28 protein-coding genes are annotated in these 22,377 nt (G+C 60.6%); 4 read left to right on the forward strand and 24 right to left on the reverse strand.

Annotated features, from left to right (window positions below):
* Positions 1-12 precede the first annotated feature (12 nt).
* The 23 genes from QM694_RS13265 to motA all read right to left on the reverse strand — a co-directional run bounded on the left by QM694_RS13265 (position 13) and on the right by motA (position 18,058).
* On the reverse strand, positions 13-579 hold the full coding sequence (locus QM694_RS13265; RefSeq protein ID WP_415007408.1) for a transglycosylase SLT domain-containing protein: 567 nt from the start codon (positions 577-579) through the stop codon (positions 13-15).
* Positions 512-1,444, reverse strand: coding sequence for a flagellar hook-length control protein FliK (locus QM694_RS13270; RefSeq protein ID WP_415007409.1), 933 nt, complete (start codon positions 1,442-1,444; stop codon positions 512-514). Before QM694_RS13270 ends, QM694_RS13265 begins: the two co-directional genes overlap by 68 nt.
* Entirely contained in the window at positions 1,422-2,567 is a 1,146-nt protein-coding gene (locus tag QM694_RS13275; RefSeq protein ID WP_415007410.1) for a hypothetical protein, read from the reverse strand. The genes QM694_RS13270 and QM694_RS13275 overlap by 23 nt, the downstream gene beginning before the upstream one ends.
* The gene (locus tag QM694_RS13280) at positions 2,564-3,607 is read right to left on the reverse strand and encodes a flagellar motor protein MotB (RefSeq protein WP_415007411.1); all 1,044 of its coding nucleotides are present in this window, start codon (positions 3,605-3,607) and stop codon (positions 2,564-2,566) included. Before QM694_RS13280 ends, QM694_RS13275 begins: the two co-directional genes overlap by 4 nt.
* A complete protein-coding gene (locus tag QM694_RS13285) occupies positions 3,604-4,179 on the reverse strand; it encodes a hypothetical protein (protein ID WP_415007412.1) in 576 nt (191 codons plus the stop codon). Before QM694_RS13285 ends, QM694_RS13280 begins: the two co-directional genes overlap by 4 nt.
* The gene (gene fliF / locus QM694_RS13290; RefSeq protein WP_415007413.1) at positions 4,176-5,801 is read right to left on the reverse strand and encodes a flagellar basal-body MS-ring/collar protein FliF; all 1,626 of its coding nucleotides are present in this window, start codon (positions 5,799-5,801) and stop codon (positions 4,176-4,178) included. Before fliF ends, QM694_RS13285 begins: the two co-directional genes overlap by 4 nt.
* A gap of 56 nt (positions 5,802-5,857) precedes the next feature.
* On the reverse strand, positions 5,858-6,784 hold the full coding sequence (locus tag QM694_RS13295) for a flagellin (protein WP_415007414.1): 927 nt from the start codon (positions 6,782-6,784) through the stop codon (positions 5,858-5,860).
* A gap of 203 nt (positions 6,785-6,987) precedes the next feature.
* Entirely contained in the window at positions 6,988-7,923 is a 936-nt protein-coding gene (locus tag QM694_RS13300) for a flagellin (RefSeq protein ID WP_415007415.1), read from the reverse strand.
* 158 nt (positions 7,924-8,081) lie between these two features.
* Positions 8,082-8,825, reverse strand: a complete 744-nt coding sequence (gene fliP, locus QM694_RS13305; protein ID WP_415007416.1) for a flagellar type III secretion system pore protein FliP — start codon at positions 8,823-8,825, stop codon at positions 8,082-8,084.
* The gene (locus QM694_RS13310) at positions 8,822-9,310 is read right to left on the reverse strand and encodes a flagellar basal body-associated FliL family protein (protein ID WP_415007417.1); all 489 of its coding nucleotides are present in this window, start codon (positions 9,308-9,310) and stop codon (positions 8,822-8,824) included. Before QM694_RS13310 ends, fliP begins: the two co-directional genes overlap by 4 nt.
* Positions 9,311-9,322: 12 nt before the next feature.
* Positions 9,323-10,024 carry a flagellar basal body L-ring protein FlgH gene (locus QM694_RS13315; RefSeq protein WP_415007418.1) on the reverse strand — a complete coding sequence of 234 codons (702 nt, stop codon included), beginning with the start codon at positions 10,022-10,024 and terminating at the stop codon, positions 9,323-9,325.
* A complete protein-coding gene (locus tag QM694_RS13320; protein WP_415007419.1) occupies positions 10,021-10,494 on the reverse strand; it encodes a MotE family protein in 474 nt (157 codons plus the stop codon). Before QM694_RS13320 ends, QM694_RS13315 begins: the two co-directional genes overlap by 4 nt.
* Positions 10,491-11,573, reverse strand: a complete 1,083-nt coding sequence (locus tag QM694_RS13325) for a flagellar basal body P-ring protein FlgI (RefSeq protein WP_415007420.1) — start codon at positions 11,571-11,573, stop codon at positions 10,491-10,493. Before QM694_RS13325 ends, QM694_RS13320 begins: the two co-directional genes overlap by 4 nt.
* A 5-nt stretch (positions 11,574-11,578) precedes the next feature.
* On the reverse strand, positions 11,579-12,025 hold the full coding sequence (gene flgA / locus QM694_RS13330) for a flagellar basal body P-ring formation chaperone FlgA (RefSeq protein WP_415007421.1): 447 nt from the start codon (positions 12,023-12,025) through the stop codon (positions 11,579-11,581).
* 1 nt (position 12,026) lies between these two features.
* The gene (gene flgG / locus QM694_RS13335; protein WP_415007422.1) at positions 12,027-12,815 is read right to left on the reverse strand and encodes a flagellar basal-body rod protein FlgG; all 789 of its coding nucleotides are present in this window, start codon (positions 12,813-12,815) and stop codon (positions 12,027-12,029) included.
* Positions 12,816-12,823: 8 nt separating this feature from the next.
* The gene (locus tag QM694_RS13340) at positions 12,824-13,117 is read right to left on the reverse strand and encodes a flagellar hook-basal body complex protein FliE (protein WP_415007423.1); all 294 of its coding nucleotides are present in this window, start codon (positions 13,115-13,117) and stop codon (positions 12,824-12,826) included.
* Positions 13,117-13,536: a flagellar basal body rod protein FlgC gene (gene flgC / locus QM694_RS13345; RefSeq protein ID WP_415007424.1), complete on the reverse strand. Its 420-nt coding sequence runs from the start codon at positions 13,534-13,536 to the stop codon at positions 13,117-13,119. The genes QM694_RS13340 and flgC overlap by 1 nt, the downstream gene beginning before the upstream one ends.
* Before the next feature lie 4 nt (positions 13,537-13,540).
* Entirely contained in the window at positions 13,541-13,912 is a 372-nt protein-coding gene (locus tag QM694_RS13350; RefSeq protein WP_415007425.1) for a flagellar basal body protein, read from the reverse strand.
* Positions 13,913-13,953: 41 nt separating this feature from the next.
* Entirely contained in the window at positions 13,954-15,036 is a 1,083-nt protein-coding gene (gene flhB / locus QM694_RS13355) for a flagellar biosynthesis protein FlhB (RefSeq protein WP_415007426.1), read from the reverse strand.
* A 3-nt stretch (positions 15,037-15,039) separates the two neighbouring features.
* Positions 15,040-16,032, reverse strand: coding sequence for a FliG C-terminal domain-containing protein (locus QM694_RS13360; RefSeq protein WP_415007427.1), 993 nt, complete (start codon positions 16,030-16,032; stop codon positions 15,040-15,042).
* Positions 16,029-16,304 carry a FliM/FliN family flagellar motor switch protein gene (locus QM694_RS13365; RefSeq protein WP_415007428.1) on the reverse strand — a complete coding sequence of 92 codons (276 nt, stop codon included), beginning with the start codon at positions 16,302-16,304 and terminating at the stop codon, positions 16,029-16,031. The genes QM694_RS13360 and QM694_RS13365 overlap by 4 nt, the downstream gene beginning before the upstream one ends.
* A 69-nt stretch (positions 16,305-16,373) precedes the next feature.
* Complete coding sequence (locus QM694_RS13370; RefSeq protein WP_415007429.1) at positions 16,374-17,183, reverse strand: FliM/FliN family flagellar motor switch protein; 810 nt, start codon at positions 17,181-17,183, stop codon at positions 16,374-16,376.
* A complete protein-coding gene (gene motA / locus QM694_RS13375; protein ID WP_415007430.1) occupies positions 17,180-18,058 on the reverse strand; it encodes a flagellar motor stator protein MotA in 879 nt (292 codons plus the stop codon). The genes QM694_RS13370 and motA overlap by 4 nt, the downstream gene beginning before the upstream one ends.
* A gap of 108 nt (positions 18,059-18,166) precedes the next feature.
* Between motA and QM694_RS13380 the strand changes: the two genes are divergently transcribed.
* Genes QM694_RS13380 through QM694_RS13390 form a run of 3 tightly spaced genes read left to right on the forward strand, consistent with a single transcriptional unit; the run spans position 18,167 to position 21,020 of the window.
* Positions 18,167-18,946, forward strand: a complete 780-nt coding sequence (locus QM694_RS13380; RefSeq protein WP_415007431.1) for a DUF1217 domain-containing protein — start codon at positions 18,167-18,169, stop codon at positions 18,944-18,946.
* Positions 18,946-19,671: a flagellar basal-body rod protein FlgF gene (gene flgF / locus QM694_RS13385; protein ID WP_415007432.1), complete on the forward strand. Its 726-nt coding sequence runs from the start codon at positions 18,946-18,948 to the stop codon at positions 19,669-19,671. Before QM694_RS13380 ends, flgF begins: the two co-directional genes overlap by 1 nt.
* On the forward strand, positions 19,671-21,020 hold the full coding sequence (locus QM694_RS13390; protein ID WP_415007433.1) for a FliI/YscN family ATPase: 1,350 nt from the start codon (positions 19,671-19,673) through the stop codon (positions 21,018-21,020). Before flgF ends, QM694_RS13390 begins: the two co-directional genes overlap by 1 nt.
* Here QM694_RS13390 and QM694_RS13395 read toward each other — a convergent pair.
* A complete protein-coding gene (locus QM694_RS13395; protein WP_415007434.1) occupies positions 20,987-21,673 on the reverse strand; it encodes a winged helix-turn-helix domain-containing protein in 687 nt (228 codons plus the stop codon). The genes QM694_RS13390 and QM694_RS13395 overlap by 34 nt on opposite strands.
* Before the next feature lie 304 nt (positions 21,674-21,977).
* Here QM694_RS13395 and QM694_RS13400 point away from each other — a divergent pair, with 304 nt between their 5' ends.
* The gene (locus QM694_RS13400) at positions 21,978-22,373 is read left to right on the forward strand and encodes a MerR family transcriptional regulator (RefSeq protein WP_415007435.1); all 396 of its coding nucleotides are present in this window, start codon (positions 21,978-21,980) and stop codon (positions 22,371-22,373) included.
* Positions 22,374-22,377: the final 4 nt, after the last annotated feature.

Below are 22,377 nucleotides of genomic sequence, written 5' to 3' on the forward strand. Positions count from 1 at the left end.
GACTGTAGAAGCCTAGCGGCAGAAGGCTTTGGCTTCGGGCGTCCAGCCCCCAAAGCCGCTCGCCACCAGATTGGCGATCACCGCGCAGATGTAGCGCTTCTGCGCCGGATTGTTGTTGGGCCCCGCATGATAGCGCGCCACCGCCATGGTCCAGCTTCCCTCGCTCTGCCGGAGGGATTTCAGAAATTGCGCGGCATAGATAACATTGGCATGCGGGTCGAGCATCTGCGCAGGAGAAGAAAACGCCTTGCCATGATAATAGTGATTGACCTGCATGCAGCCGAGATCAATCAGCTTGATGCCCTTGGCGCGCGCCGCCTGGAATTCGGCCAGTGCTTCAGACGCCGAACCGGTGATCACTGTTTTCCCCGCGATGTTCAATGCGTAGGGGTTGAGTGAACCCTTGTTGCCTGTCTCCGTCAGCCCCACGGCATAAAGAACGCCAAGCGGCACGCCTTCCGCCCGCGATGCGGCAATCATCTCAGCCTCGCAGACCGTTGATGCGCCAGCGTCAGAGATAAATACCGCCGCGGCCCCCATCATCAGCAACAGGGCCGCGATCGTCTTGGCGTTTCTCATAGTGATGCTCCGTGTTGCCGCCTTGGGCAGGGCGATGGTTGGTGAAAGCACCTTGGCCGCCGCCAGCCATCGAAAACGCCTGGTCTGGCTGAGGCTGCGCCATGACCGTAACAGATATGGCCTGCTGGTCGCCCGAGCGGCCGAGTAGCATGACCAGCATGGCGCGGTCATGCATCAGCACGTCAGCAGCTTCTTGTGACTGCGTGACCACTTGAACATCGAGCGTGTCGCCCTTGATCCGTAAGGTTACATGGACCGGACCCAGATGCTGTGGCCGCAGTGCAATCTCCAGCTTCCGGATGTGCGTTTCATGGGGTGTTGCGTCCGCCACGGGCGCAGCTGCGCGAACGGCATCGGCGACCTGTTCTGCCGCACTTCGCATGGGTTGCGCAGGCTGTGGCACCGCTGGAGTGGCCACTGTGTCTGGTATGACAGTAACCATCGGCTTCATGCGAACCTCTGGCGACTCCACCGTAGCGTCACGCGGGTCTTGCCGTGAGGCCAGCAAACCAAGCGTCCCGGGTTGTTCCGGGAATGAATGTTTGGCCACTGACACCCCGCTTCGCGGGTTGTCATGACTGCGAATGTCCTTCATCGGCACTGGGCGTTGCGGCGCGGGCAGGTTTGGCTGCCGCGTATGAGCGGCATCTGGGAGCTCTGGCGCCGTCGCAACCGGATGAAAATCTTCCTGCACCTTCCCGTCGGGCTTGGGTGTTACGGAAAGGAAATTTAGAAAAGATTGCGCCGCCGTTACAGCACCGGAAGCTTCGCCTTCCCCGCCATTCATCGCTTTCCGCGCAGAAGCCTTGCCGCGCCCATGCGCTACGGCAGAGACGGCGAAGTTACCGGCCTTGAGGCTGAACATGGTGTTCCCCATTCAAAAGCGCGTCCGCAGCAGCGATCAATGTGCGCCCTCTCGCCACCAGCGCGAGATGTTCGGCGGGAATGTTCGCTGGCGCTTCCCTGCCACTTGCAGGCGCATGGATAAACGCGGAAACCTGCAATGCGGCATCCAGCAGCGACCGGTCATCTTCTGTAAGGCGTGCCGCATCGAGCGCCGTGAGCTGTGCCTGCGCCACTTCATAGTCTGGCCCTGAAACACCAGGCACATTCGCATAGAGTTCAGCACGCACGGCCTCAATACTGCCCGGCACGGCAAGCCTCCCGGCGCGTGAAGCTGAGAATGCCGCCAGCGCTGCAAGGCCCGCAGCCGTTGCATTGCGCGCGAGTTCAAGAAAGAATTCCCTGCGTGTGCCCGCCGGGAGCTTTGTCAAAAGCCAGTCCAGCCGCTCCATATCCAATGGCTTGCGCGCCACTTCCCGTTTGATGAGTGAATCGCCAAGAGCGGAGAGGAACGCGTCGATAAACGGCGAGCGTGCAAAGCGGCGAAAATAGCGCGATACATAGGTGAAGAAACAGTCTTGGTCAGGAAGCGCGGCGCATGTGAGAGCGGCGCGGCGCAATGACGAATCTTCAACCAGCGTTCCAGGCATCAGTTGAATGGCGGTGTCATAAAAAGATAGTTTTTCCGTTACGTCCGCATCTGGCAGCACCAAGGCGCGCGACAGCGCAATGCGGCCGCCGAGGGACGGCGGATAGGAAAACGGGTCAATTCCAGCGAAGGCTTTTGCAGCCTCTCCTTCCTGACGATTTTTGAAAGCCACGATCGCCTTGAGTAGCGCGATGTCGTCAACCGGAAGATCAGCGCGCCGAAGCAATGCGTCGCCGAGATCGGCAGGACCTCCAGCGAGGATGAATCCCGCCGCCGCCTGAATGGTTGCAGCGTCGGGACTCTGAATATCGCCAGCCGCTTCGATGGCGCGCGCAGCCCATTCACCCTGCATGGCGGAAGCGCGGGACTCTCCGTTGGCAGACGCATCCTGCAATACGAAAAACAGGCGCACAGCCTGGACAAATTCGGGAGTTCCGGCAAAGGCAACGGCAGGCCACAGAAACACCAGCGTTGCACCCGCGAGCAAGAATTTCATGGATCAGGGCCAAGCAGGATGTCGATGCGGCGGTTTTCCGGCGCCTGTGGATCATCGGCGATTTTGGGCTGGCGGTCAGCCAAGCCTTCAATCCGCCGGATGCGCTTCTCATCCAGCCCGGCTCGCACCAGCATGTAATGCGCCATGTGCGCGCGGTCGGTTGAAAGCTGCCAGTTGTCGTAAGCCGCATTGTGATAGGGGCGCGCATCCGTATGCCCCCGGATCACCACATAGCCGGGGCGATTCTCGAGCGTCTCCGCAATTGCTTCAACCGTTTTGACCAGCTGCAAATTGGGCTTCGCGGACCCAACTTCAAACATGCTGAAGCTTTCCGCCTCGGTCAGGCTGATCAGCACGCCTTCCTTCACCGGTTCGACCGTGATACCCGCCGGCAATGCGCCACCCTCGGGCGTCAGCGCCTTGGCAAGATCAGACTTGATCGCTGCCGCCATGGCTTGCCTTCTGCTCTCTTCCGCATCTTGCGGCGGCGGCACGGGGGCAGGCTTTGATGGTGCACCTTGCCGTTGGACAATTGCCGCCGGTTTGTCCGGCACTTTCGCGGCGGGAGGCGCAGGTGGCAACGCGGGCTGGCTGGCGGGATCGAAGGGATCGGCCATGCCGCCGGACTCCGCAGCGTGCGTTTCCGGCAGTATTTTCGCGGCAACAACAGCGGGTTTCGCAATGTCCTCAAGAGCCTTGACCGGATCGGCCATCAGTTTTTGTTCCGCCGCCTTTTCGGCATCCGAGGCCCCGGTGCCCCTGGCCTCTTTCTTTTTCACGTCATTCGCATCGTTCAATCCGCGCCCCGCCGTCGAACTGTCCATGAGCTTGATGGGGTTGAAATAGCTCGCCACCTGCGCGCGCGTCGCTTCATTCGATGCGTTGATGAGCCACATGACGAGAAAGAAGGCCATCATGGCGGTGACAAAATCGGCATAGGCGATTTTCCAGGCCCCGCCCTTGTGCGCGGCCGCGTCATCACCGCCGCGCCTGCGGATGATCACGATTTCGCTGTTGGCGGGAGCATGCTGGGCCGTCATGCAAGCTCCTCGGCAAGAGCGTCAGCCCAGGGTTTGAGGCAGCTTTGCACCAGTGTGCCATTGACCCAGGCGTTTACGTCAATGCCATCGGACTCTTGAAACTTCACGGCGTCGGTGCGATCGCCGAGAGCCTGCCTGATTCTGTCGAGAAGAATGGCAGGCCCCTCGATCCTCAGGCCCATCACTGTGTCGTCTCCGGTGATGCTGCGCAGCCGATCGGCGAATGCCCGCATCGCGCGGGCCGTCATGGCCTCGGCAAGCACCGGCGACAGGCATGCCGCCACATGATCGGAAAGCGACTGTTCGAGGGAGGCAATGGCGGATTGAAGCTGATCCGTCATCCGCGCGGCTTCTTCCCTGCACCAGGCCTTCCGCGCCGCTTCCATGTCACATGCATGAGCACGGGTGAGATTGTCGATCCTCTGCTCATATTCGGCCAAAAGCGATGCCTTGAGCTGTTCCAGCGCCTCTGCATGTTCGCGATCCTGCATACCGACCGCTGCCGGGATGCCGGTTAGCGGCGGCATGGCAATCCGCTCGCGCTCTGCCAGCCATTGTGCCAGCGGGATCATGCGGGCCGCTGGTCTGGCGCACTCAACCATTGCTTCAGCACCATGGCTGCGCGGTCGGGATCAAGTTCAACGATCTTGCCCAACCGGTTCTGTGGCGCGTGGGCGGATTGGCGCGTCAGGTCATCAAGCAACGGATCGCCCGGCGCGCGCTCGAGGAGAGGAGCAGGCTGAGAGTCCGGCAGCACCGGAATCGCACCGGCTTCTGGCCCCTTCAAAGGCGCCGCAGCCAGAATGCTCCGCAAAGCCGGGCGGAGGCCCAGAAACACGACCAGCAGGGACACGGCAATCAACGCCGCGGCATTGATGAGCGCCCCCGATTGCGCCATGAGCCGGGGCAGTAAGCCTTCGCTCTCCACAGGCGCCAGAAGATCAGCACCGGCGATGAAATCCACAGCGGAAACCTTGATATGATCGCCCCGCGCCGTATTGAGCCCCGCCGCTGAAATCGCCAGTTGCTCAATGTCCGACGTCTGTGCCACTAACTGTTCAGCGCTCGCGGTTCCACCTAGCGCCTTCACGATTTGCGCCCTGTTCACCACAATGGCGACCGACAGCTGATCGATGCCATAGCCGTCGGTTGTCGTCGCGGTCTGTTTCGAATTGATTTCGTAATTGGTGATCTCCTCGCGGTGGTCCTTCTTCTCGCGCGAGGCATCGCCGCCCGCTTCGGGCTTCACTTCACGCGGAATATTCTGCTCCACCGAAACAGGCTGCGCGCCGTTGCTGTTCTGTGCCTCGCCGCTCTCCTTCACCGTGCGCACCGAGCGCTCGACCCGCGAGTTTGGATCAAAATCTGTTTCGCTGATCTGCTTGCGGTCGGCATTGAGCTTTGCCACCACGCTGATCCGTACATTGTCGAGGCCGAGGTAGGGTGCCAGTGTGCGTTCCAGCTTTTGCTGCAGATCGGCGGCAACGCTGCGCTCCAGCCCCATCATCTTTTCCGGCGCTGCCGACAGCGCGTCTTCGCCAGATGCCAGCAGCGTTCCATCCGTCGACATGACCGAAACCTGATCCGGCGTGAGACCCGGGATCGCCGCGGCGACCAGATGCCGGATGGCCAGCGCCGCCGCCTGCGGCTCTCCACCTTCCATGCGGATCAGGACAGACGCGGTAGGCGCTTCGCGTTTGTCGCGGAAAGAACTGTCATTGCGGAGCGCCAGATGCACGCGCGCCGCCTTGATGCCATCGATATCCTGGATAGTACGGGCGAGTTCGCCTTCCAGCGCCCGCACGCGCGTCACCTGCTGCATGAAGGAGGTGAGGCCAAGGCTTCCCAGCTTGTCAAAAAGCTCGTAGCCCGCACTGCCGCTTTTCGGCAGGCCTTTTTGCGCCAGCAGCATTCGCGCCTTGGCTGTATTGCCATAATCAACCAGAACCGTGTTGCCGCTCACATTTACATCAAAAGAAATCCCTGCGTCGTCAAGCACGCTGCCAATGCGCGTCACATCCTGGGGATCAAGGCCGCTGTAGAGTACATCGCGCGACGGCCGGCTGAGATAATAGCCACACACGCCGACCAGAACGAACACCGTGATGCCGGCAAGGCCCAGCGCCACAAGCCGCCGGACGCCCAGCGCGGTAAGGCCTTCGCCGAGCCGTTTGAAAAACACAAGTGCGGCCACGCAACGCCCCTCTCAATCCATGAAAATATTCGCTTCGGAAACTTGCGCGGCGCTCGTTATGACTTGAACAGCGACAGAATGTTCTGGCTGTTCTGATTGGCGATCGAGAGAGACTGAACGCCAAGCTGCTGCTGCACCTGAAGCGCCTGGAGTTTCGTCGACTCCTCGTTCATGTCGGCATCGACCAGCGTGCCGATGCCCTTCTTGATCGTATCCATCAGGGTCGATACAAAATCCTGTTGCAGGCTTACGCGCTGCTTCACCGCGCCCAGGCTGGCGGCGGCCGTGGTCATCTTGCCCAGCGCGCCATCTGTCCAGGAGATCATCTGTTCAAGATCTTCCAGATCGTCGCTCGAATCGGTGAGGGTAGAAATATCCAGCGTATCCACCGAATAGGTCACGCCGCCATTCGTGGTCACATCGGTGGAATCGAGAATGCCCGACTGGTCGGCGGCATCGTAGAGCTTGGAACTGCCAACATCGAAGCCGATGGTGCCGATCGAAATTGAATTTCCGCTGCGGGAAAACGACGAGACGATGCTTTGCGTGGGGTTGTAGGACGCGGATGATGAATCGACGGACAGCCAGTTTTCACCGCTGAACACCGAACTGTCACCGATGCTTTTGAGCTGCTTCTGCAGTTCAATCACTTCCGACTGGATTTTCTCGCGGTCAACGCCGGGCTGCCGCGCCGCCACCAGCTTGTTCTTGATGCTCTTCACCGCCTCAATGGCGCTGTTCATGCCGGTATAGGCCACATCGATGGTGGCGGCGCCCAAACCCAGCGCATCCTTCACGGTTGACAGCGCGCCATTATCAGACCGCATGGTGGTGGCGATGGACCAATAGGCGGCATTGTCTTCCGCGCTGGCGACGCGGAATCCGGTGGACACGCGCGATTGTGTCTGGTCCAGCATCTTGATGGTGGAGTTGAGGCTCTGCAACGCAGTCATCGCTGACACGTTGGTGTTGATGCTGGCCATGGCGGAAATGTCCCTGCGAATCGGAAGCGGAAGTGAGGACATTCCGGATCGGGACCGGCATGGCGGGCCGGCATCATGCCCAAGGCAGCAGCGCTGCCATCCGCCATGCCGCTAGAATATTGGAATTATGCTTACCAACGGGTTAACGCAAAAGCGGCAGCCTCCCTTTGCGAAGGAAGCTGCCGCCGGATTTGCGAGAATGTTTAGCGGAAGAGCGACAGAATGGTCTGGCTGCTCTGGTTGGCGATCGACAGCGCCTGCACGCCCAACTGCTGCTGCACCTGGAGCGCCTGAAGCCGCGTCGATTCTTCATTCATGTCGGCGTCCACCAGCGTGCCGACGCCGGTGGTGATGGCGGACATGAGGTTGGTGACGAAGTCCTTCTGCAGCGTCACGCGGCTTTTTACGGCACCCAGGTTGGAAGCCGAAGTGGTCATTTCCGAAATTGCCGCATCGGCCGCCTTCACATAACCGTTCAACGTGGCGAGATCCGTCGTGCTGTCGGTGAGGGCTGAAATGTCCATCGTGGCGACCGACGCCGTGCCCGTTGCCGAGAGCGCGCCTGTCGCATCGCGCTTGCCGTCGAGAATACCGTCAGCCGTGGTGCTGGCATCGAACAGCGTGCTGCCTGAGGTGTCAAAGGTTATCGTCGCCACCGAAACCGCGCCGCCGCTGCGGTTGAAGGAGGCTACGATGGACTTGGTGGCGTTATAGCCGGTGGCGCTGGAGTCGGTGGAAATCCAGTTCTGCCCGCTGAAGGAGGACGAGTCGCCGATGCTCTTGAGCTGGCTTTGCAGTTCGGTGATTTCCGACTGGATTTTTTCGCGGTCAACGCCGGGCTGCAGCGCCGCCACCAGCTTGTTCTTGATCTCCTTGGTGACGTCGATGGCCGAGTTGACACCCGTATAGGCGACGTCGATGGTAGAAGAGCCAAGTCCCAGCGCGTCCTTTACGGTGGACAGCGCGGAATTGTCCGACCGCATGGTGGTGGCGATCGACCAGTAAGCGGCGTTGTCGGAGGCGCTGGCCACTTTGTAGCCGGTGGAAATGCGCGACTGGGTGGTGTTGAGATTGGCGTTGGTTGCGTTGAGGCTCTGCAATGCGGTGAGTGCAGACGTGTTCGTCATGATGCTCGACATGATGTCTTGACCCTTGAAACTGACTGACTGGGAAAGATCATGCCGGATCGGGCCGGAATGGCAGCAGAGCTACATGCCGGAGACCTCGCGTCGGAGTGTCTCGCTGCCATGAGCGATCCATAGCAGCAAAAGTTTCAACGCCCTGCTAAGGAACAGGGTTAAGAGCCGGTAAATGATTGCACAAGGCTACCCACCAGCAGGTTCCAGCCATCGATCAGTACGAAGAATAGGACCTTGAACGGCAGTGAGATCACCGTTGGCGGCAGCATCATCATGCCCATCGACATGGTGAGTGCGGCCACGATGAGGTCGATCACGAGAAACGGCAGGGCGATCAGAAAACCGATTTCAAATCCTCTCCGCAATTCCGAGATCATGAAAGCCGGGACGAGAATGCGCAGATCGTTGATGTCTGCGGGCGCCGTGGCTTGCGGCAATTTCCGCGCGAAATCCTGAAACAGCACGAGGTCTTTCTCACGCACATTCTTCGCCATGAAATCGCGGAAGGGCGAGGTGATTTTGCCGTAAGCCTCCGCATCGCTGATGCGTTTGTCGATGAGTGGCTGCACACCCTCCTGCCAGGCCTTGTCAAAGGTCGGCGCCATGACGAAGAAGGTGAGGAACAGCGACAGCGACACCAGGATGAGATTGGCCGGTGTGCTTTGCAGCCCCAGACTCGAGCGCAGGAATGAAAATGCAATCACGAAGCGCGTGAAGCTCGTCACCATGATGAGAAGTCCCGGCGCCACCGAAAGCACGGTCAGCAGCAGGATATATTGAACGATGCGCCCGCTGAAGGAGGCCTGTCCTGCCGGAATGAGATCATCAAGAGAAAGGGATTGCGCCCGCGCCACGCTTGCAAACAGGATCAGCAGGGCTAGCGCTAGGGCGTGACTCTTCATTCCAGCACCAGCGTATGAATCATCACCTCGCGGACCTGCCCTTTTGACAAGGTGCGCACCAGATCGTTCAAATCCTCGCGCAGCGCCAGAAGGCCAGAAGCACCCTCGATCTGCGAAAGCTTCACGCTGTGAAGATAGGACATTACATTTTCGCTCGCCTGATTGGCGAGAATATCCGGGGAGTCATCCGTTTTCTGATTGGTGAGCAGCACACCCTCAAGGCGCACCCACGTGGTCTTGGGTTCAGCCAGATTGGTAAGAACGGCTGGCATGGCCACCAGCACACCATCCTCCGCGGCATGGAGTGGAGCGGGCGGCGCTGTAGACACAGCACTTGCGGCAACGGGTGCGGATGAAGCCGGGGCTTCCCGCAACAGCATGCCAACGGCAATGCCAGAGCCCGCGCCAATCAGCGTCAGCAGGAGCACCGCCACCAGCATGGTCATAAGCGATGATCCGCCCTCTCGCACAGGTTTGGCGGCCATGTCAGCTCTTCTTCAAAATGGTGAAATGCGATCCCACGCCTGCTGCGCCCAGCCGGGCTGCTGAACTTCGGTGATCCGCCCGCGTCCCCCATAGGAAATGCGCGCTTCGGCAATCCGCTCATAGGACACCGAATTGTCAGGCGTCACATCGGTGGGATTGACGATGCCCGCCACATGCAGGGTGCGCTGTTCAAAATTGACCATCACCTCCTGGTTACCGTCGATCACCATGTATCCATTGGGCAGAACAGAGGTGACAATAGCCGCAACCGCCAGGCTGATTTTCTCCGACCGCACGGTGGAGCCTTGGCCCGCCGAACTGGTGTTCGATTTCACGCTGCCATCGCCATTCACATCCGCGCCGGTGACGCCCATCAGGTCATACTTGAAACCCAGCGAGGCATCGGCTGCCGATTTGCGGCTGCGGTTCGACGTGTTGTTGAGTGACGCCTTGTCGTCAATGGCGATGCGCACGGTAATGACATCGCCGGGCATCCGGGCGCGCGTATCGCGGAAATAATCGGCAGTCCCGCCCGTCCAGCCTTCCGCCGGTTTGCTGAAGACGGGTTCGGAGCCAAGGGCTGATGACGCCGAAACTGATTGCGCCAACCCCTCCCCGACAGGTGAAAGCTGTGGAGGCTGGCCGAAATCATCCATATTCGTGGTGCATCCGGTGAGGATAAACAGCAGGCATATGTTGGCGGGTATTTTCATGTGCCACGCCCGCCGCTTTGGACACGGGACGCGGCGGCGATGCTTCGCACTAGAAGCGCCGCATGATCGGGCTCCATTACGGCGAGGATTGCTCCCGCCCCCCGCGGCCCCATTTGCCGCAGGATTGAGGTGGCCGTTGGCGCATCCACTTTCGCAAGCTGTGCGGCTGCGGCTTCCGGATCCATCTTTGCGTAGATGTCCACCAGATCTTGCCCAGCCGATTTGAGTGCCGCATCGCGTTTGGCAATCCACGCTTCGAGAACCTTCTGCTGCGCCTCGAGAGCCTGAAGCTTCGCGGTCACGTCGGCTCGCAGTTTTTCAAGCTCTGCCTTCTGCCACGCTGCACGGGCATCCGTGGCTGTCTGCGCGATGTTGGCGCAGTAATCCTGCGCGAGGCTGCCATTGGGCTGCGCATTCACCGAAACGGCGGGCAGGCAAAACGCCAGGATGAGGGCAGCCGGAAGCCTCATTGCACCACCAGATCGGCCTGCAACGCGCCCGCCGTCTTGATGGACTGCAAGATTGCGATAATGCCCTGCGGCTTGAGCCCAATGCGATTGAGGCCTCCCACCAGCTGCGCCAGGCTGGGGCCGGACAATACCGCGAAGGCGCCGCCTTCCTGCTTGAAGTCGATGGAGGTCGAAGGCACCGTTTTCGTGACGCCATCCGAGAGGGGGGCGGGCTGTGAAACGGAAGGCGATTCCGTGACCCGCACCGTCAGATTGCCGTGCGTCACGGCAACCGGCGAGACCTGCACTTGGGAGCCAATCACGATGGTGCCGGTCTTTTCATCGATCACGATACGGGCCGGCGTGTCGGGCTCCACCTTGATCTGCCCGAGCTGTGCCATCAGGCGGGATGCGCTGATTTTCGGCGGACGCCTGATGGTCACACTGCGGAAATCCTCCGCAGTCGCAATCATCATGCCATAGGCTTTGACCGCATAGATGTTGATGGCGTCGGCAATTGCGACGGCGGTCGTAAAATCAGGATTGCGCACTTGCAGAACAAGGTTTGCCGCGCTGTTGAACTCCGCCGTCAGTTCACGCTCGATGGTAGCGCCATTGGCGATGCGGCCATTGGTGGGCGTGCCCTGGGTAACGGTCTGCGCGGCACCCTCGGCCGAAAATCCACCCACCGCGACCGGCCCTTGCGCCACGGCATAAGCCTTGCCATCGGCAGCAACCAGCGGCGTGAGCACTAGCGTCCCGCCCGCCAATGATGACGCATCGCCCAATGAGGAAACGGTCACGTCGATCCGCGCGCCCTGGCCGATAAACGGCGGCAAGGTGGCCGTGACAATCACCGCCGCCATGTTCTTGGAGCGTATCGCGCCCTGCGGCACGCCAACGCCCATCTTCTCCAGCATGGAGCGCGCTGACTGTTCCGTAAACGGAGAATTGCGCAAGCTGTCCCCCGTGGCGGATAGCCCGATCACCAGGCCATAGCCAACCAGCTGATTGTCGCGGACGCCCTGAACGGCGGTGATGTCCTTCACGCGGGTCGCCGCCTCCACCGGTAGCGCAAGCAAGAAAAGGATCGTCAACATCCATCTCATGGTGCGGCGATCGCCAGCGTGCCGTCGGCCGTCACCGTCGCCGTCACCAAAACACCAGACTCGGGATTGCGCGCCTGCACGACATCACCCGCCGTTCCCGCTTCCAGCGGGATCAGCAGCGTGGAAATCAGCAACCCGCCAGATTGAAAAACGGCTACGGTTGGCTGTCCGCGTTGAATCATGTCAAGCGGTTTGAGCGATGCCAGCGGGATCGGCTGCCCCGCCGCGATGGTGCGGCGCGCCACCTTGTTCCGTACCTGTTCGGCAGACGAAACAAAGCTGTCAAAGACCGGAGCGTCGGCTTCAAACGCCTTGTCCACGAGCGTCTCCGCAACAACAGGATCGCCAGGATAAAGCGTCGTGGATGCGACAGGTACGCTCCGCACCTCGGCCAGCGCGGGACACGAGAGCAGCAGGATTGCAGCCATGAGACGGCGCAGCATTTTACCGGATGCCCTTGCTCACGACGCCTGCCATGTCGTCGGCAGCCTGGATCACCTTGGAATTCATCTCATAGGCGCGCTGAGCCTGGATGAGTTCGGTGATTTCCTTCACAGGATCGACATTCGACTGCTCGAGATAGCCTTGCGCGACAGTGCCAAGCCCCCGGTCGCCGGGAAGCCCGGTCGTTGCCTCGCCGGAAGCTGTGCTGGCGCGGTAGAGATTGCCGCCCAGCGCATCGAGACCCGCCGGATTGGCAAAGTTCGCCAGCGTGAGCTGGCCGATATCCTGATACTCCTCGGTGCCCGCCACATGCGCCTGTACAAGGCCGGACTGGTTGATATGCACGTAGATGGTATTTTCCGGAACGGTGATGGCGGGATCGAGCGTATAGCCATCCGCCGTGACGATCTGCCCCGTGGAGTTGGTGTTGAACGCCCCGGCGCGGGTATAAAGCGTTTCGCCGTCAGGCCCGGCCACTTGAAACCAACCCCCGCCGTCAATCGCGAGGTCAAGCTTGTTGCCGGTGTTCGCCAGTGCACCCTGAATATTCAGTGTGCGGATGGCCGTGAGGCGCGTTCCAAGCCCAAGCTGCGCCCCTTCGGGAACCTCGGCCTGACCCGTCCGGTCCGGCGACCCGTGCGTACGCTCCATCTGGTAGAGCAGGTCGGTGAACTCGGCGCGCGAGCGCTTGAAACCGGTCGTGTTGATGTTGGCGATATTGTTGGCGATGACTTCCACATTGGTTTGCTGGGCGGTCATGCCGGTGGCGGCAATGGCAAGGGCACGCATGATGGCTCCTAGATCTGCATTCGGCTGATATCGAGAAAGGCGCTCACCAGCTTGTCGCGGATGGCGAGAGAGGCCTGCAGCGTGCGTTCCGCCTCCATCACCTGGTCGACAACCTGTAGCAGCGGCACCTGTCCTTGAATGCCGGCCAACGCAGCAGATTCACCCTGCCGGATGGCGTTGATGGCATGGCCCGCGAGATCGCCAAGTACCGTAGAGAAATCTGTGCTCGGTGCCGGCGCTGCAGCGACGCCATTTTGCGTGAATCCCGGAAGCGACGCAGAAGACGTGATGCTGGCAATCATCACTGGCCCCGCAGCAGGTCAATCGTCATGGCCAGCATGTCGCGCGTCTGCCGGATCACCTGAAGATTTGCCTCGTAAGAGCGGTTGGCCTGCTTCATGTCAGCCAGTTCGATGATGGGATTGACATTGGGCATTTTTACATAGCCGTTGGCATCGGCAGCGGGGTGGCCGGGCTGGAATTCGCTGCGGAATGCGGAAGGATCCGCCACCACCTTTTCAACATCCACAATTTCTGCGCCCGACAGCCGGTCGAGCTCGGCTCCGAACACGACGCTCCTGCGGCGATAGGGATCGGAACCGGGCGTGCTTCCCGCCGATTCGCTGTTGGCGAGATTTTCCGAAACGACGCGAAGCCTGAGCGATTGTGCCTGAAGCCCGGACGCGGCGATGCGGAGCGATTGCGAGAGAGGATCGGTCATCGTATCAGGCCTTGAGACTGGAGAGGAGCATGCGTTGGAAGCTCCGCGTGATGCCGGTGTCGAGCGATGCCATGCGGCTGTTCTCCCCGGCGTTCAGCAACTCCTCCTCGATCGAAACATTGTTGCCGGAATGCGCGGTATCCCAACTCACGCCGCGCGCTGTTTCGACGGCCTGGCCAGCATTGTTCTCAAATTGCATGTGGCCGGGCCGGGTCACCGCGAGATCGAGACCGGTGCGCTCCAGCATCTGCTCGAATGGCGCAATACCCCGCGCGCGGTATCCCGGCGTATCGGCGTTGGCGATATTGGACGCCGTCACCGACTGCCGCGCCGAAACCCAGCCCTGATGCTGCGAGGCAAGTTGAAACAGATACATGGACATGTTCCTGATCCTGCACGCGCAAGCTTGTCCCGGCCTTATGAGAGAGGCGAGCGGTACATTCGGCGCAGTTGCAGGAAGTGGATGATCTCGGCCACGGCCTTGTAGAACTCTTCCGGGATCATCTGGTCCACCTCGACGGCGTCATAGAGGCCGCGCGCCAGCGGCTTGTTCTCGACAATCGGAATGTCATGCTCGGCGGCGAGTGTGCGGATGCGAAACGCCAGATGATCCGCGCCCTTTGCCATCACGACAGGCGCACCGCCCTCTTCGCGCACATAGCGTAGCGCCACGGCAAAATGGGTCGGGTTGGTCACGATCACCGTGGCGTTCGGCAGGTTCGCCATCATTCGCCGGGAAATACGCTGCCGCGCCGCTGTCCTGGCCTTGTGCTTTAGCGTTTGGTCGCCTTCGGCCTGCTTGTATTCGTCCTTCACTTCCTGCCGCGTCATGCGAAGGTCGCGGCGCCACTTGATGCGTGACCAGACGAGGTCTCCCGCCGCCAGCAGCGCCGCGAGCGAACACAGCATCATCAGCAATTTAATCACAAGATCGAGCGCCAGCCGCGGGAGGAATTGCGGCTCGGTCTCCAGCCCGTTCAGCATGTTTGCCAACCCACCCCGGATGGCAAGGCCGGCCGCCGCGCAAACTGCCACGAGCTTCAGAAGCGATTTTGAGAATTCAATCAGCCCCTGCAAACCAAACAGCCGCTTGAACCCGGCGGTCGGCGAAATCCGCGCCAGTTGTGGCGAAATCCGCTCAAGGCTTGCCCGCGGCATGTTCTGCGCCAGCGCCGCAATCAGCCCGCCCGCCATCAGCAGCAGCATGACAGGAAGAATGCCAAGGCTTGCCACGCGCAGCACGGCGGTGAGCAGAATTGCGGCTTCCTCCCGGTCTTCCAGATGGATTGTGCCCGCGCCATCCAGGACAGAACTCAATCCCACGGAAACGCGCGCCGCCGCCAAGGGGCCAACCAGGCTGAGCGCCATGAGGCAGGCAATCAGCGATCCGCATGTCACCGCTTCGCGGGAGAACGGAACATTGCCTTTTTCAACGGCATCGGACAGCCGCTTTTCAGTCGCTTCCTCGCTTCGCGCCTCGCGGTCGGTGTCTTCAGCCACCGATCATCCTTCGGCGTCCGAGGGAAGGTTGATCTCGCCCCGCTGCGCCATGGCGAGCGCTGCTTCGGCAATGGCGCGGCGGGCCTTGTGAACGTCAGGCGTCACAGCGCCAGTATCGTTCGCGAGTTCGGCTTCCACCATGCGCCGCGCACGGGCACCCAGGGCTGAGAGCACACTCTCTTTCAACGTCAGCGATGCGCCACGCAGGGCCTGCACCACCTGGCCCGTGTCAATCTTGTCAAACAGCGAAAGCCTTGCCGATTGCGTGAGGCGGTCGAGATCGTCAAAAGAGAAGATCATGCCGCGCAGGCGTTTCGCCTCCTCCGGCCGTGTCGCAGCAAGGCTCTCGACAATTGCCGCCGCCTGTTCGCGGTCAAGCTTGTTCATGAGTGACGCCACACGGCGGCGTCCTTCATCCTCAAGTCCCGCGTCAGAGCGGTTCAGCAAATCCTCGCGCAGGGCCTGCTGCACGATAGCCGAGACATCTGGCTGCACAGGCTGAATCTTCAGGAGCCGCCGCGCCGTGCCATCCCGCGCATCACGGGGCAGCAGGGCAAGAACGCGGGCGGCCAAATCCGGGTCGAGCTGGCATAGGATGTAGGCAATGGTCTGGGGATGTTCGTCGAGAAGATAGGGTGTCAGCGCATTTTCGCTGCCTTCACCGAACGCCCGCCACACCGGATCTTCTGGCGTAATGCGCGCCGGGCCCAGCATGGTGTCGATCTGGTCGGGCGTGAAGGCCTGCTCCACCAGGCTGCGGACATGCTCGAACCCGGTTTCAAGGCCGAGCGTACGCGCAAACTGCGCGGCAAAATCATCGACCAGTCCCTCGAGATCGCCGCGTTCGATCGGTCCCAGCGAAGCGGCAGATTCCATGATCTTTTTGACATCCGTCGGCTCAAAGCTCTGCATCAGCTTGGTGCCGAGCGGATTGCCAAGCGCCAGCAACAGGATGGCCACCCGTTCCGGCGCGGCGCGGGGAGCAATCGCCGTCATGGCTGCGGTGAAATGATCTCGGTAATGGAGACCGCCATGCGTGGGTCCGCCCCCTCGGTGACGAAGAGTTCGCCCTTCGCCACCGGCTTGCCATTCACCAGAATGATGGCCGCCGCGCTGAATGTCTGGTCGAGATGAATAACGGAGCCTGCGTGAAGCGCCGCAATGTCGGAAAGCGGAAGCGTCGCCGTGCCGACCACCACCTGAACCGCGACGGGTATCTGCATGATCGCGGAAAGGGAGGCCTCATTCACGGTATCTACGGTGTCCATTGTCGCTTTTCGCCACTGTTCTCGCCTGTCAGATTGACGGGCGTGGCTTGCGGGAACATTGCCGGGCACTCAATTGGATACGATGCGGACGGCGGGCTTGCCGTCTTCATGCACAAGCGCGCCTTGAAACAGCGTGACACCGCCGCTGACAATGGCCAGCGCGTCATCCGGTCTGGCGTGCAGTTGCAGCACGCCACCAGGCTTCAATCGATTGATTTGCTGGACAGGCATCATTTCTTCCTTGAGCGCTGCCCGCAGTTCAACGCCTGCGGACTGCACGCCCCGCGGCAGGGCAGGTTTTGGATCGGCCGCCTGCGGCGGTGTGGCGTTCAGCAACGCTTGCACTTGCGCCTTGCCGGTGGAAACCCTGAGTTCCCCGCTTTCGCCGAATATATTCACCAGCAACCGCGCCGAAATGATCTGCTCTGGTTTTTCGCAGTCCTCCGCCGTGCCGAAGGCAGCACCGAATGTGTCAGGCAAAAGCGGCAGAAGACGCTCGGTGATTCGCTGCGTGAATATTTGAGCCAGCCGCGATTCGATTTTGGATAGCGGCCGGTCATCAAGCGGCGTCAATTCGGCCCCCGTGCCTCCGAAGGCCAGTTCGCACAGGCCGGACACCACGCCACGGTCGGCAAGAAATCCAAGCGTCAGCTGTCCAAGCGATGATGTAAAGCCAAACGCCAGGGATCCGGCAGGCCACCCCTTCTGCTCGGTAATCTCCTCAACATGCACTTTCACATCGCCCTTGTTGAAAGCCAGCGCGGCGCTTGACGCAGCCTGCGCAACAGCATCGAACAGGGTAAGCACAGCGGGGTCCTGTCCGGTGGGTGTACCCTTGAGGCTGCGGAACAGCTCGAGCGTAAGGGGCCGGGCGGTCATGCGGCCTTTGCCATTTCCGCTGAACCGGGGTTCATCGTCTCCTGTTCCACCTCGGTGATCGTCGGCCGCTCATAGGCGGAGATGGTTTTCCGCCCGTGTTCCACGGCCACCTGCGGCATGGCGCCATTCATGAAGGCGAGCAGCGTCTGCTTCACGATCACATAAGGCCGCGCTCTCTTTTCGCGCACCGATTTGATCTTTGACGCCAGCGGCGCGAAGAGCCCGTAGGAAAAGAGAATGCCGGCAAAGGTGCCAACGAGCGCCGCGCCGATCAAATGGCCCAGCACTTCCGGCGGCTGGTCAAGCGCCCCCATCGCCTTGATGACGCCCAGCACAGCCGCGACGATTCCAAGAGCGGGAAGGCCGTCGGCCACCGCCGTCAGTGCCGTGTAGGCCTTGAGCTTATCGCGGTTGATGGTCTGGATTTCCTCCTCCATCAGCGCCTCGATTTCATGCGTGCGTGCATTGCCGATTATGATGAGGCGGCAATAGTCGCAGATGAACTGTGTCAGGTCATGATTGGCAAGCACCTTGGGAAATTGCTTAAAGAGGTCGGACTCGGCGGGATTGTCGACATGCACTTCCATTTCTGTCCGGGTCTTGCTGCGGAGTTCCCGCATCAGCGCGTAAAGCAGCGACAGCGTATCGAGATAATCACGGGTTTTTGGCGTTGATTCCTTGATGGCCTCCATGATCGCTTTGGACGTGTCCTTCACCACCTTCATGGGATTGGCCACAAAGAATGTCCCGATCGAGGACCCGAGAATGATGATGTATTCAAAGGGCTGCCACAGGACGAAGATGTGGCCACCCATGGCCGCGAAGCCGCCAAGCAGGCACCCGAAGACGATGATGAGGCCGATGATGAATGTCACGGGATTGCTGTGGCTCCTTTTGCCAACAAGCTAGGATCTGGGGCTTGCGCCGGTCTTGCCGGTGAGGAACGCCAGACTGGCGCAAGCGAAATAGTGTCTCCTCAAGGCATGACCACCATCACGGACTACCGCCAGATTTCGGCCAATCTTGATCGCTCGCTGGCTGCCGTTGCATCGCGCGCCGATGTCAAGCGCGACAGCGGCTATTATCTCGCCAACATCAGCAACGTGAAGTCTGTGGATGATTTCCTGAAGGACGAGCGGCTCTATCGCTATGCCATGACGGCGTTTGGCCTGAAGGACATGATCTATGGCAAGGCTTTCATCCGCAAGGTGCTGACCGAAGGCATCGACAGCAACAATGCCTTTGCGCTCCAGCTTTCCGACAGCCGCTTCCGTGACTTCGCCGAAGCCTTCAATTTTCAGCGCTATGGCGCAACCGCCACCGCCTTCACCCGGGCGCAACAGGGCACGGTCGACAAATATCTCCGCGTTGAACTCGAAACGGACGCGGGCACGAAGGATCAGGGCGTGCAACTGGCGCTCTATTTTCAGCGCCAGGCGGCCAATGTCACCAGCGTCTATGGGCTGATGGGCGATACGGCCCTTTACAAGGTGGTGCAGACGGCCCTGGGATTGCCAGCCGCCATGTCCAATCTCGATATCGACAAACAGGCCGCTTACATTTCATCAAAGATCGATCTCGATGACCTGAAGACCACGGACGGCATGGACAAGTTCCTGTCGCGCTTTGCGGCGAAATGGCAGATGGCCAATGACACGTCGTCTGCCACCGTTCCGCAGATCGGGTTGAGCCAGAGCCTGCTCACGACGATTGGAAATGACACGCTGCTGTCCCTGCAGAATCTGAAATCGGGTATCCGCTAGTGGAAACCAGCATTTATTCGGCGCTCTCAGGTGCCGTGGCGCTGGACCGGCGGCTGTCGACGATCGCCAACAATGTCGCCAATGCCGCCTCGCCGGGCTTCCGCGCCGAGAGCGTCAATTTCCAGGATATTGTATCGCGAGTGCCGCAATTGCCGTCGCATTTTTCATCTGCGGGCGAGGCGCATGTTTCAGATGAATCTGGCGCTCTCACCCGGACCGGCAATCCCCTTGATGTCGCGGTGCAAGGCACAGGCTTCATGGCTATTGAGACAGCCGGCGGCACGGCTTACACGCGGGATGGGCGGCTTCAAATGCTTTCCACCGGCGATCTGGTGACCCTCACCAGCCACCCGGTGCTGGATGCCGGAGGTGCGCCCCTGATTGCCGATCCTGCGGGCGGGCCGGTTGCCATCGCCCGTGATGGAATGCTTACCCAGAACGGCAAGCAGATCGGTGCCATCGGTCTTTTCGATGTTGATTTATCCTCCGGCTACGGGCGCTATGAGAATTCCGGCTTCGTCGCCAAACGGCCGGGAACGCCGATCCTGTCGTTCACCGCCGATGGGTTTGCCCAGGGATTCGTTGAAGAAGCAAACGTCAATCCCATTCGCGAGATGACCAGTCTGATCACCGTCAGCCGCCTCTTTGAAAGCTTGAATCAGGCGATGGAGCAGCAGCGCGCCAGTGAAAGTTCGGCGATTCAAACCCTGGGCGCCAAAGCCTGATGACGGAAAATGCCTTGCAGGCGCTCGCTGCCCGGATGGCGCGCGTGGCCGAGACACCCTGCGTGAAAATCGGCGGCACGGTTTCGGCTGTCTCGCGTCAATCCATCAGCGTGGAGGGCCTGTCGCGCCACGTGCAGATCGGCTCGCTTGTGGCACTGGAGCCGGGCGGCCTCGCGGAGGTGATCCGGCTTGACCGTACGGCGGCGCTGGTCAGGCCCTTTTCGAGCGACGCACCGGCAACCCTTGAGTCCATCGCCTGGATGGAAGGGCCGTTGCAGATTTTTCCGTCTTCGGAATGGCAGGGACGTGTGGTGGATTCGCTGGCGTGCCCCATCGACGGAAAAGGCCCGTTGCCACGCGGCATGAAGCCGATGGCAGTTCACCAGCCGCCGCCGGACGCGATGACGCGGAATCTCATCTCTGTCCCCGTGAGGACGGGCGTGCGCGCCGTGGATCTGTTCACGCCGCTCTGTCTCGGTCAGCGGATCGGGATTTTTGCTGGCTCAGGCGTCGGCAAGTCCACTCTGCTTGCCATGCTGGCGCGTGCCGAAGGGTTCGATGCGATCGTGATTGCGCTGGTGGGTGAGCGTGGCCGTGAAGTACGGCATTTCATCGAGCACACGCTGGGCTTAAACGCGGCGCGGTCCGTGGCCGTGGTGGCGACTGGCGATGAAGACGCCATGATGCGGCGTCTCGCCCCGCTCACCGCCTTCGCGATTGCCGAATCGCTTCGTGATGAGGGCCGGAACGTCCTTCTCGTCGTCGATTCAATCACCCGCTATGCCCACGCCTGCCGCGACGTGGCCATGGCGGCGGGAGAGCCGCCCGTGGCGCGGGGTTATCCGCCCAGCGTCTTCAGCAGCCTGCCCCGGCTTCTGGAACGCGCGGGACCGGGCGCGGAGGCACAGGGATCCATCACCGGGATATTTTCCGTGCTGGTGGACGGCGATGACCATAACGATCCGGTTGCCGATGCGATTCGCGGCACGCTGGATGGCCATATCGTTCTGGACCGTGGCGTTGCCGAAAGCGGGCGCTATCCCGCTATTGATCTTTTGGCCTCGATTTCCCGCCTCGCCGATACTGCCTTGACGGTGGAACAGCGCAGCGCCGTGACCGAATTGCGAAAGCTCGTGGCCCGTTATGAGGAAACTCGCGATCTGCGCGCACTCGGCGGCTACGTTGTGGGAAGTGATGAAGAGCTTGATCGTGCCGTGGCGCTGGTACCGAAACTTTATCGCTGCCTCACCCAGCGTGCCGATGATCCTCCCGCGCGGGATGCCTTCAGTGATATCGCACAAGCGCTCCGTGCCGATCAGGCCGCTGCTGCGGCGCGGGTCACGAGCTGATAGCCGAGATAGCGCTTCGTATCGATGGGGTCATGCCCCAGGCCCAGGCGCAGTTTCTTGCGCAGCTTGGAAATGTGGCTTTCCACCACGCTTTCTTCCACCTCTTCATCGAAGAGACCGTAGACGGCATTGAAAATCTGCGTACGGCTCACCCGGCGCATCTGGTTGGCGGCAAGATATTCGAGAATGCGTCGTTCGCGCCGGGGCAGCACAAGGGTCACGCCATGGATTTCGGGATCGCGCCCGTCACTGAAAATGCGCAAGCCGTCAATGTCGGTGAATCGCTGTTCAGGCATCGCGCGCCTGCGGATGGCGCCGATCCGTGCGATGATCTCACGTGCATGAACGGGTTTCCGAACAACGTCATCTACACCTGCTGCGTAGAGCTTGAGCACCGACTCGAGCCCGGCTTGGTCATTGAGCGCGATGGAGGGAATTTCCGAGCGGGCGCGGATGCTGCGGGCGAAATTTTCGCGGAGGTCGAAATCCCCGAGGACAAAGGCTTCCACCGCCGTCAGATCAGGCCCGCTGGCGGAATGAAACCAGCCCTCGAAATCCACGGGCTTGAAACTGGCCGTTGAGACGCCTTCACGGCCAAAGCTGCTCCGGTAGGCATCCGATACATCCATCCGCTCGTCGACAATAATGATCATGTCACGTCCAAATCGGGTTGCGTTGCCGGCACTATGAAGTGCGGTGTCGAGGTCATTTCGACATAAGCAAAATTGCCAGATATGGTTAAGAAGCCGTTAACGGTTCCTAGTGTTATAGAAATAAACAAATAAAAACAATATTATACAAGGAGTGTGGTTATAAATATGAGGAAAGGATGTACACCAACTAGAATCGCCTTCTCCTGCCACCGGATCGATACACGTAAAAGATGTATGATGTATATATTGCATCTTATAAGGGCATTCCCTAGGGTAATGCAACCGAATCACTTTGGAGGGCGGCATGGACAGCGGAACAGGCATGAAAACTTCAGGACTTGGCGCGGATGGGTTTCTGTTCATCGGAGAACTGTCGCGCGAAACCGGGATCGATCCCAAGACCATTCGATTCTATGAGCGGGCGGAGCTCCTCTCGCCGCCGCGCCATGGCAAATTCCGCACCTATCTCGACTCCGACGTGCGCCGCCTGCGGAACGTGATCGCCTTGCGCCGCATGGGCGTACCTATCGCCCAGATTCGCGAATTGTTCACGCTGGTCCCGCCAGACGGGGAAATCTTCCGCAATGGCAATGTTGCCGGAGTCCTGCGCAGCCATCTCGACATCTTGAAGTCCCGCCAAACGGAGATTGACCAGCAGATCGCTCAAACCGCGCAGGTGTTGCAGAACCTGGCGGCATAGCGGA

Source organism: Aestuariivirga sp., assembly GCF_047602625.1.
In the GTDB taxonomy this organism is placed as follows: Bacteria; Pseudomonadota; Alphaproteobacteria; order Rhizobiales; family Aestuariivirgaceae; genus Aestuariivirga.

Excerpts from the sequence above, each read along its gene's own strand:
- QM694_RS13265 (WP_415007408.1), bottom strand. The coding sequence starts at position 579 with ATGAGAAACGCCAAGACGATCGCGGCCCTGTTGCTGATGATGGGGGCC.
- QM694_RS13270 (WP_415007409.1), bottom strand. The coding sequence starts at position 1,444 with ATGTTCAGCCTCAAGGCCGGTAACTTCGCCGTCTCTGCCGTAGCGCAT.
- QM694_RS13275 (WP_415007410.1), bottom strand. The coding sequence starts at position 2,567 with ATGAAATTCTTGCTCGCGGGTGCAACGCTGGTGTTTCTGTGGCCTGCC.
- QM694_RS13280 (WP_415007411.1), bottom strand. The coding sequence starts at position 3,607 with ATGACGGCCCAGCATGCTCCCGCCAACAGCGAAATCGTGATCATCCGC.
- QM694_RS13285 (WP_415007412.1), bottom strand. The coding sequence starts at position 4,179 with ATGATCCCGCTGGCACAATGGCTGGCAGAGCGCGAGCGGATTGCCATG.
- QM694_RS13295 (WP_415007414.1), bottom strand. The coding sequence starts at position 6,784 with ATGGCCAGCATCAACACCAACGTGTCAGCGATGACTGCGTTGCAGAGC.
- QM694_RS13300 (WP_415007415.1), bottom strand. The coding sequence starts at position 7,923 with ATGTCGAGCATCATGACGAACACGTCTGCACTCACCGCATTGCAGAGC.
- fliP (WP_415007416.1), bottom strand. The coding sequence starts at position 8,825 with ATGAAGAGTCACGCCCTAGCGCTAGCCCTGCTGATCCTGTTTGCAAGC.
- QM694_RS13310 (WP_415007417.1), bottom strand. The coding sequence starts at position 9,310 with ATGGCCGCCAAACCTGTGCGAGAGGGCGGATCATCGCTTATGACCATG.
- QM694_RS13315 (WP_415007418.1), bottom strand. The coding sequence starts at position 10,024 with ATGAAAATACCCGCCAACATATGCCTGCTGTTTATCCTCACCGGATGC.
- QM694_RS13320 (WP_415007419.1), bottom strand. The coding sequence starts at position 10,494 with ATGAGGCTTCCGGCTGCCCTCATCCTGGCGTTTTGCCTGCCCGCCGTT.
- QM694_RS13325 (WP_415007420.1), bottom strand. The coding sequence starts at position 11,573 with ATGTTGACGATCCTTTTCTTGCTTGCGCTACCGGTGGAGGCGGCGACC.
- flgA (WP_415007421.1), bottom strand. The coding sequence starts at position 12,025 with ATGCTGCGCCGTCTCATGGCTGCAATCCTGCTGCTCTCGTGTCCCGCG.
- flgG (WP_415007422.1), bottom strand. The coding sequence starts at position 12,815 with ATGCGTGCCCTTGCCATTGCCGCCACCGGCATGACCGCCCAGCAAACC.
- QM694_RS13340 (WP_415007423.1), bottom strand. The coding sequence starts at position 13,117 with ATGATTGCCAGCATCACGTCTTCTGCGTCGCTTCCGGGATTCACGCAA.
- flgC (WP_415007424.1), bottom strand. The coding sequence starts at position 13,536 with ATGACCGATCCTCTCTCGCAATCGCTCCGCATCGCCGCGTCCGGGCTT.
- QM694_RS13350 (WP_415007425.1), bottom strand. The coding sequence starts at position 13,912 with ATGTATCTGTTTCAACTTGCCTCGCAGCATCAGGGCTGGGTTTCGGCG.
- QM694_RS13360 (WP_415007427.1), bottom strand. The coding sequence starts at position 16,032 with ATGACGGCGATTGCTCCCCGCGCCGCGCCGGAACGGGTGGCCATCCTG.
- QM694_RS13365 (WP_415007428.1), bottom strand. The coding sequence starts at position 16,304 with ATGGACACCGTAGATACCGTGAATGAGGCCTCCCTTTCCGCGATCATG.
- QM694_RS13370 (WP_415007429.1), bottom strand. The coding sequence starts at position 17,183 with ATGACCGCCCGGCCCCTTACGCTCGAGCTGTTCCGCAGCCTCAAGGGT.
- QM694_RS13380 (WP_415007431.1), top strand. The coding sequence starts at position 18,167 with ATGACCACCATCACGGACTACCGCCAGATTTCGGCCAATCTTGATCGC.
- QM694_RS13390 (WP_415007433.1), top strand. The coding sequence starts at position 19,671 with ATGACGGAAAATGCCTTGCAGGCGCTCGCTGCCCGGATGGCGCGCGTG.
- QM694_RS13395 (WP_415007434.1), bottom strand. The coding sequence starts at position 21,673 with ATGATCATTATTGTCGACGAGCGGATGGATGTATCGGATGCCTACCGG.
- QM694_RS13400 (WP_415007435.1), top strand. The coding sequence starts at position 21,978 with ATGGACAGCGGAACAGGCATGAAAACTTCAGGACTTGGCGCGGATGGG.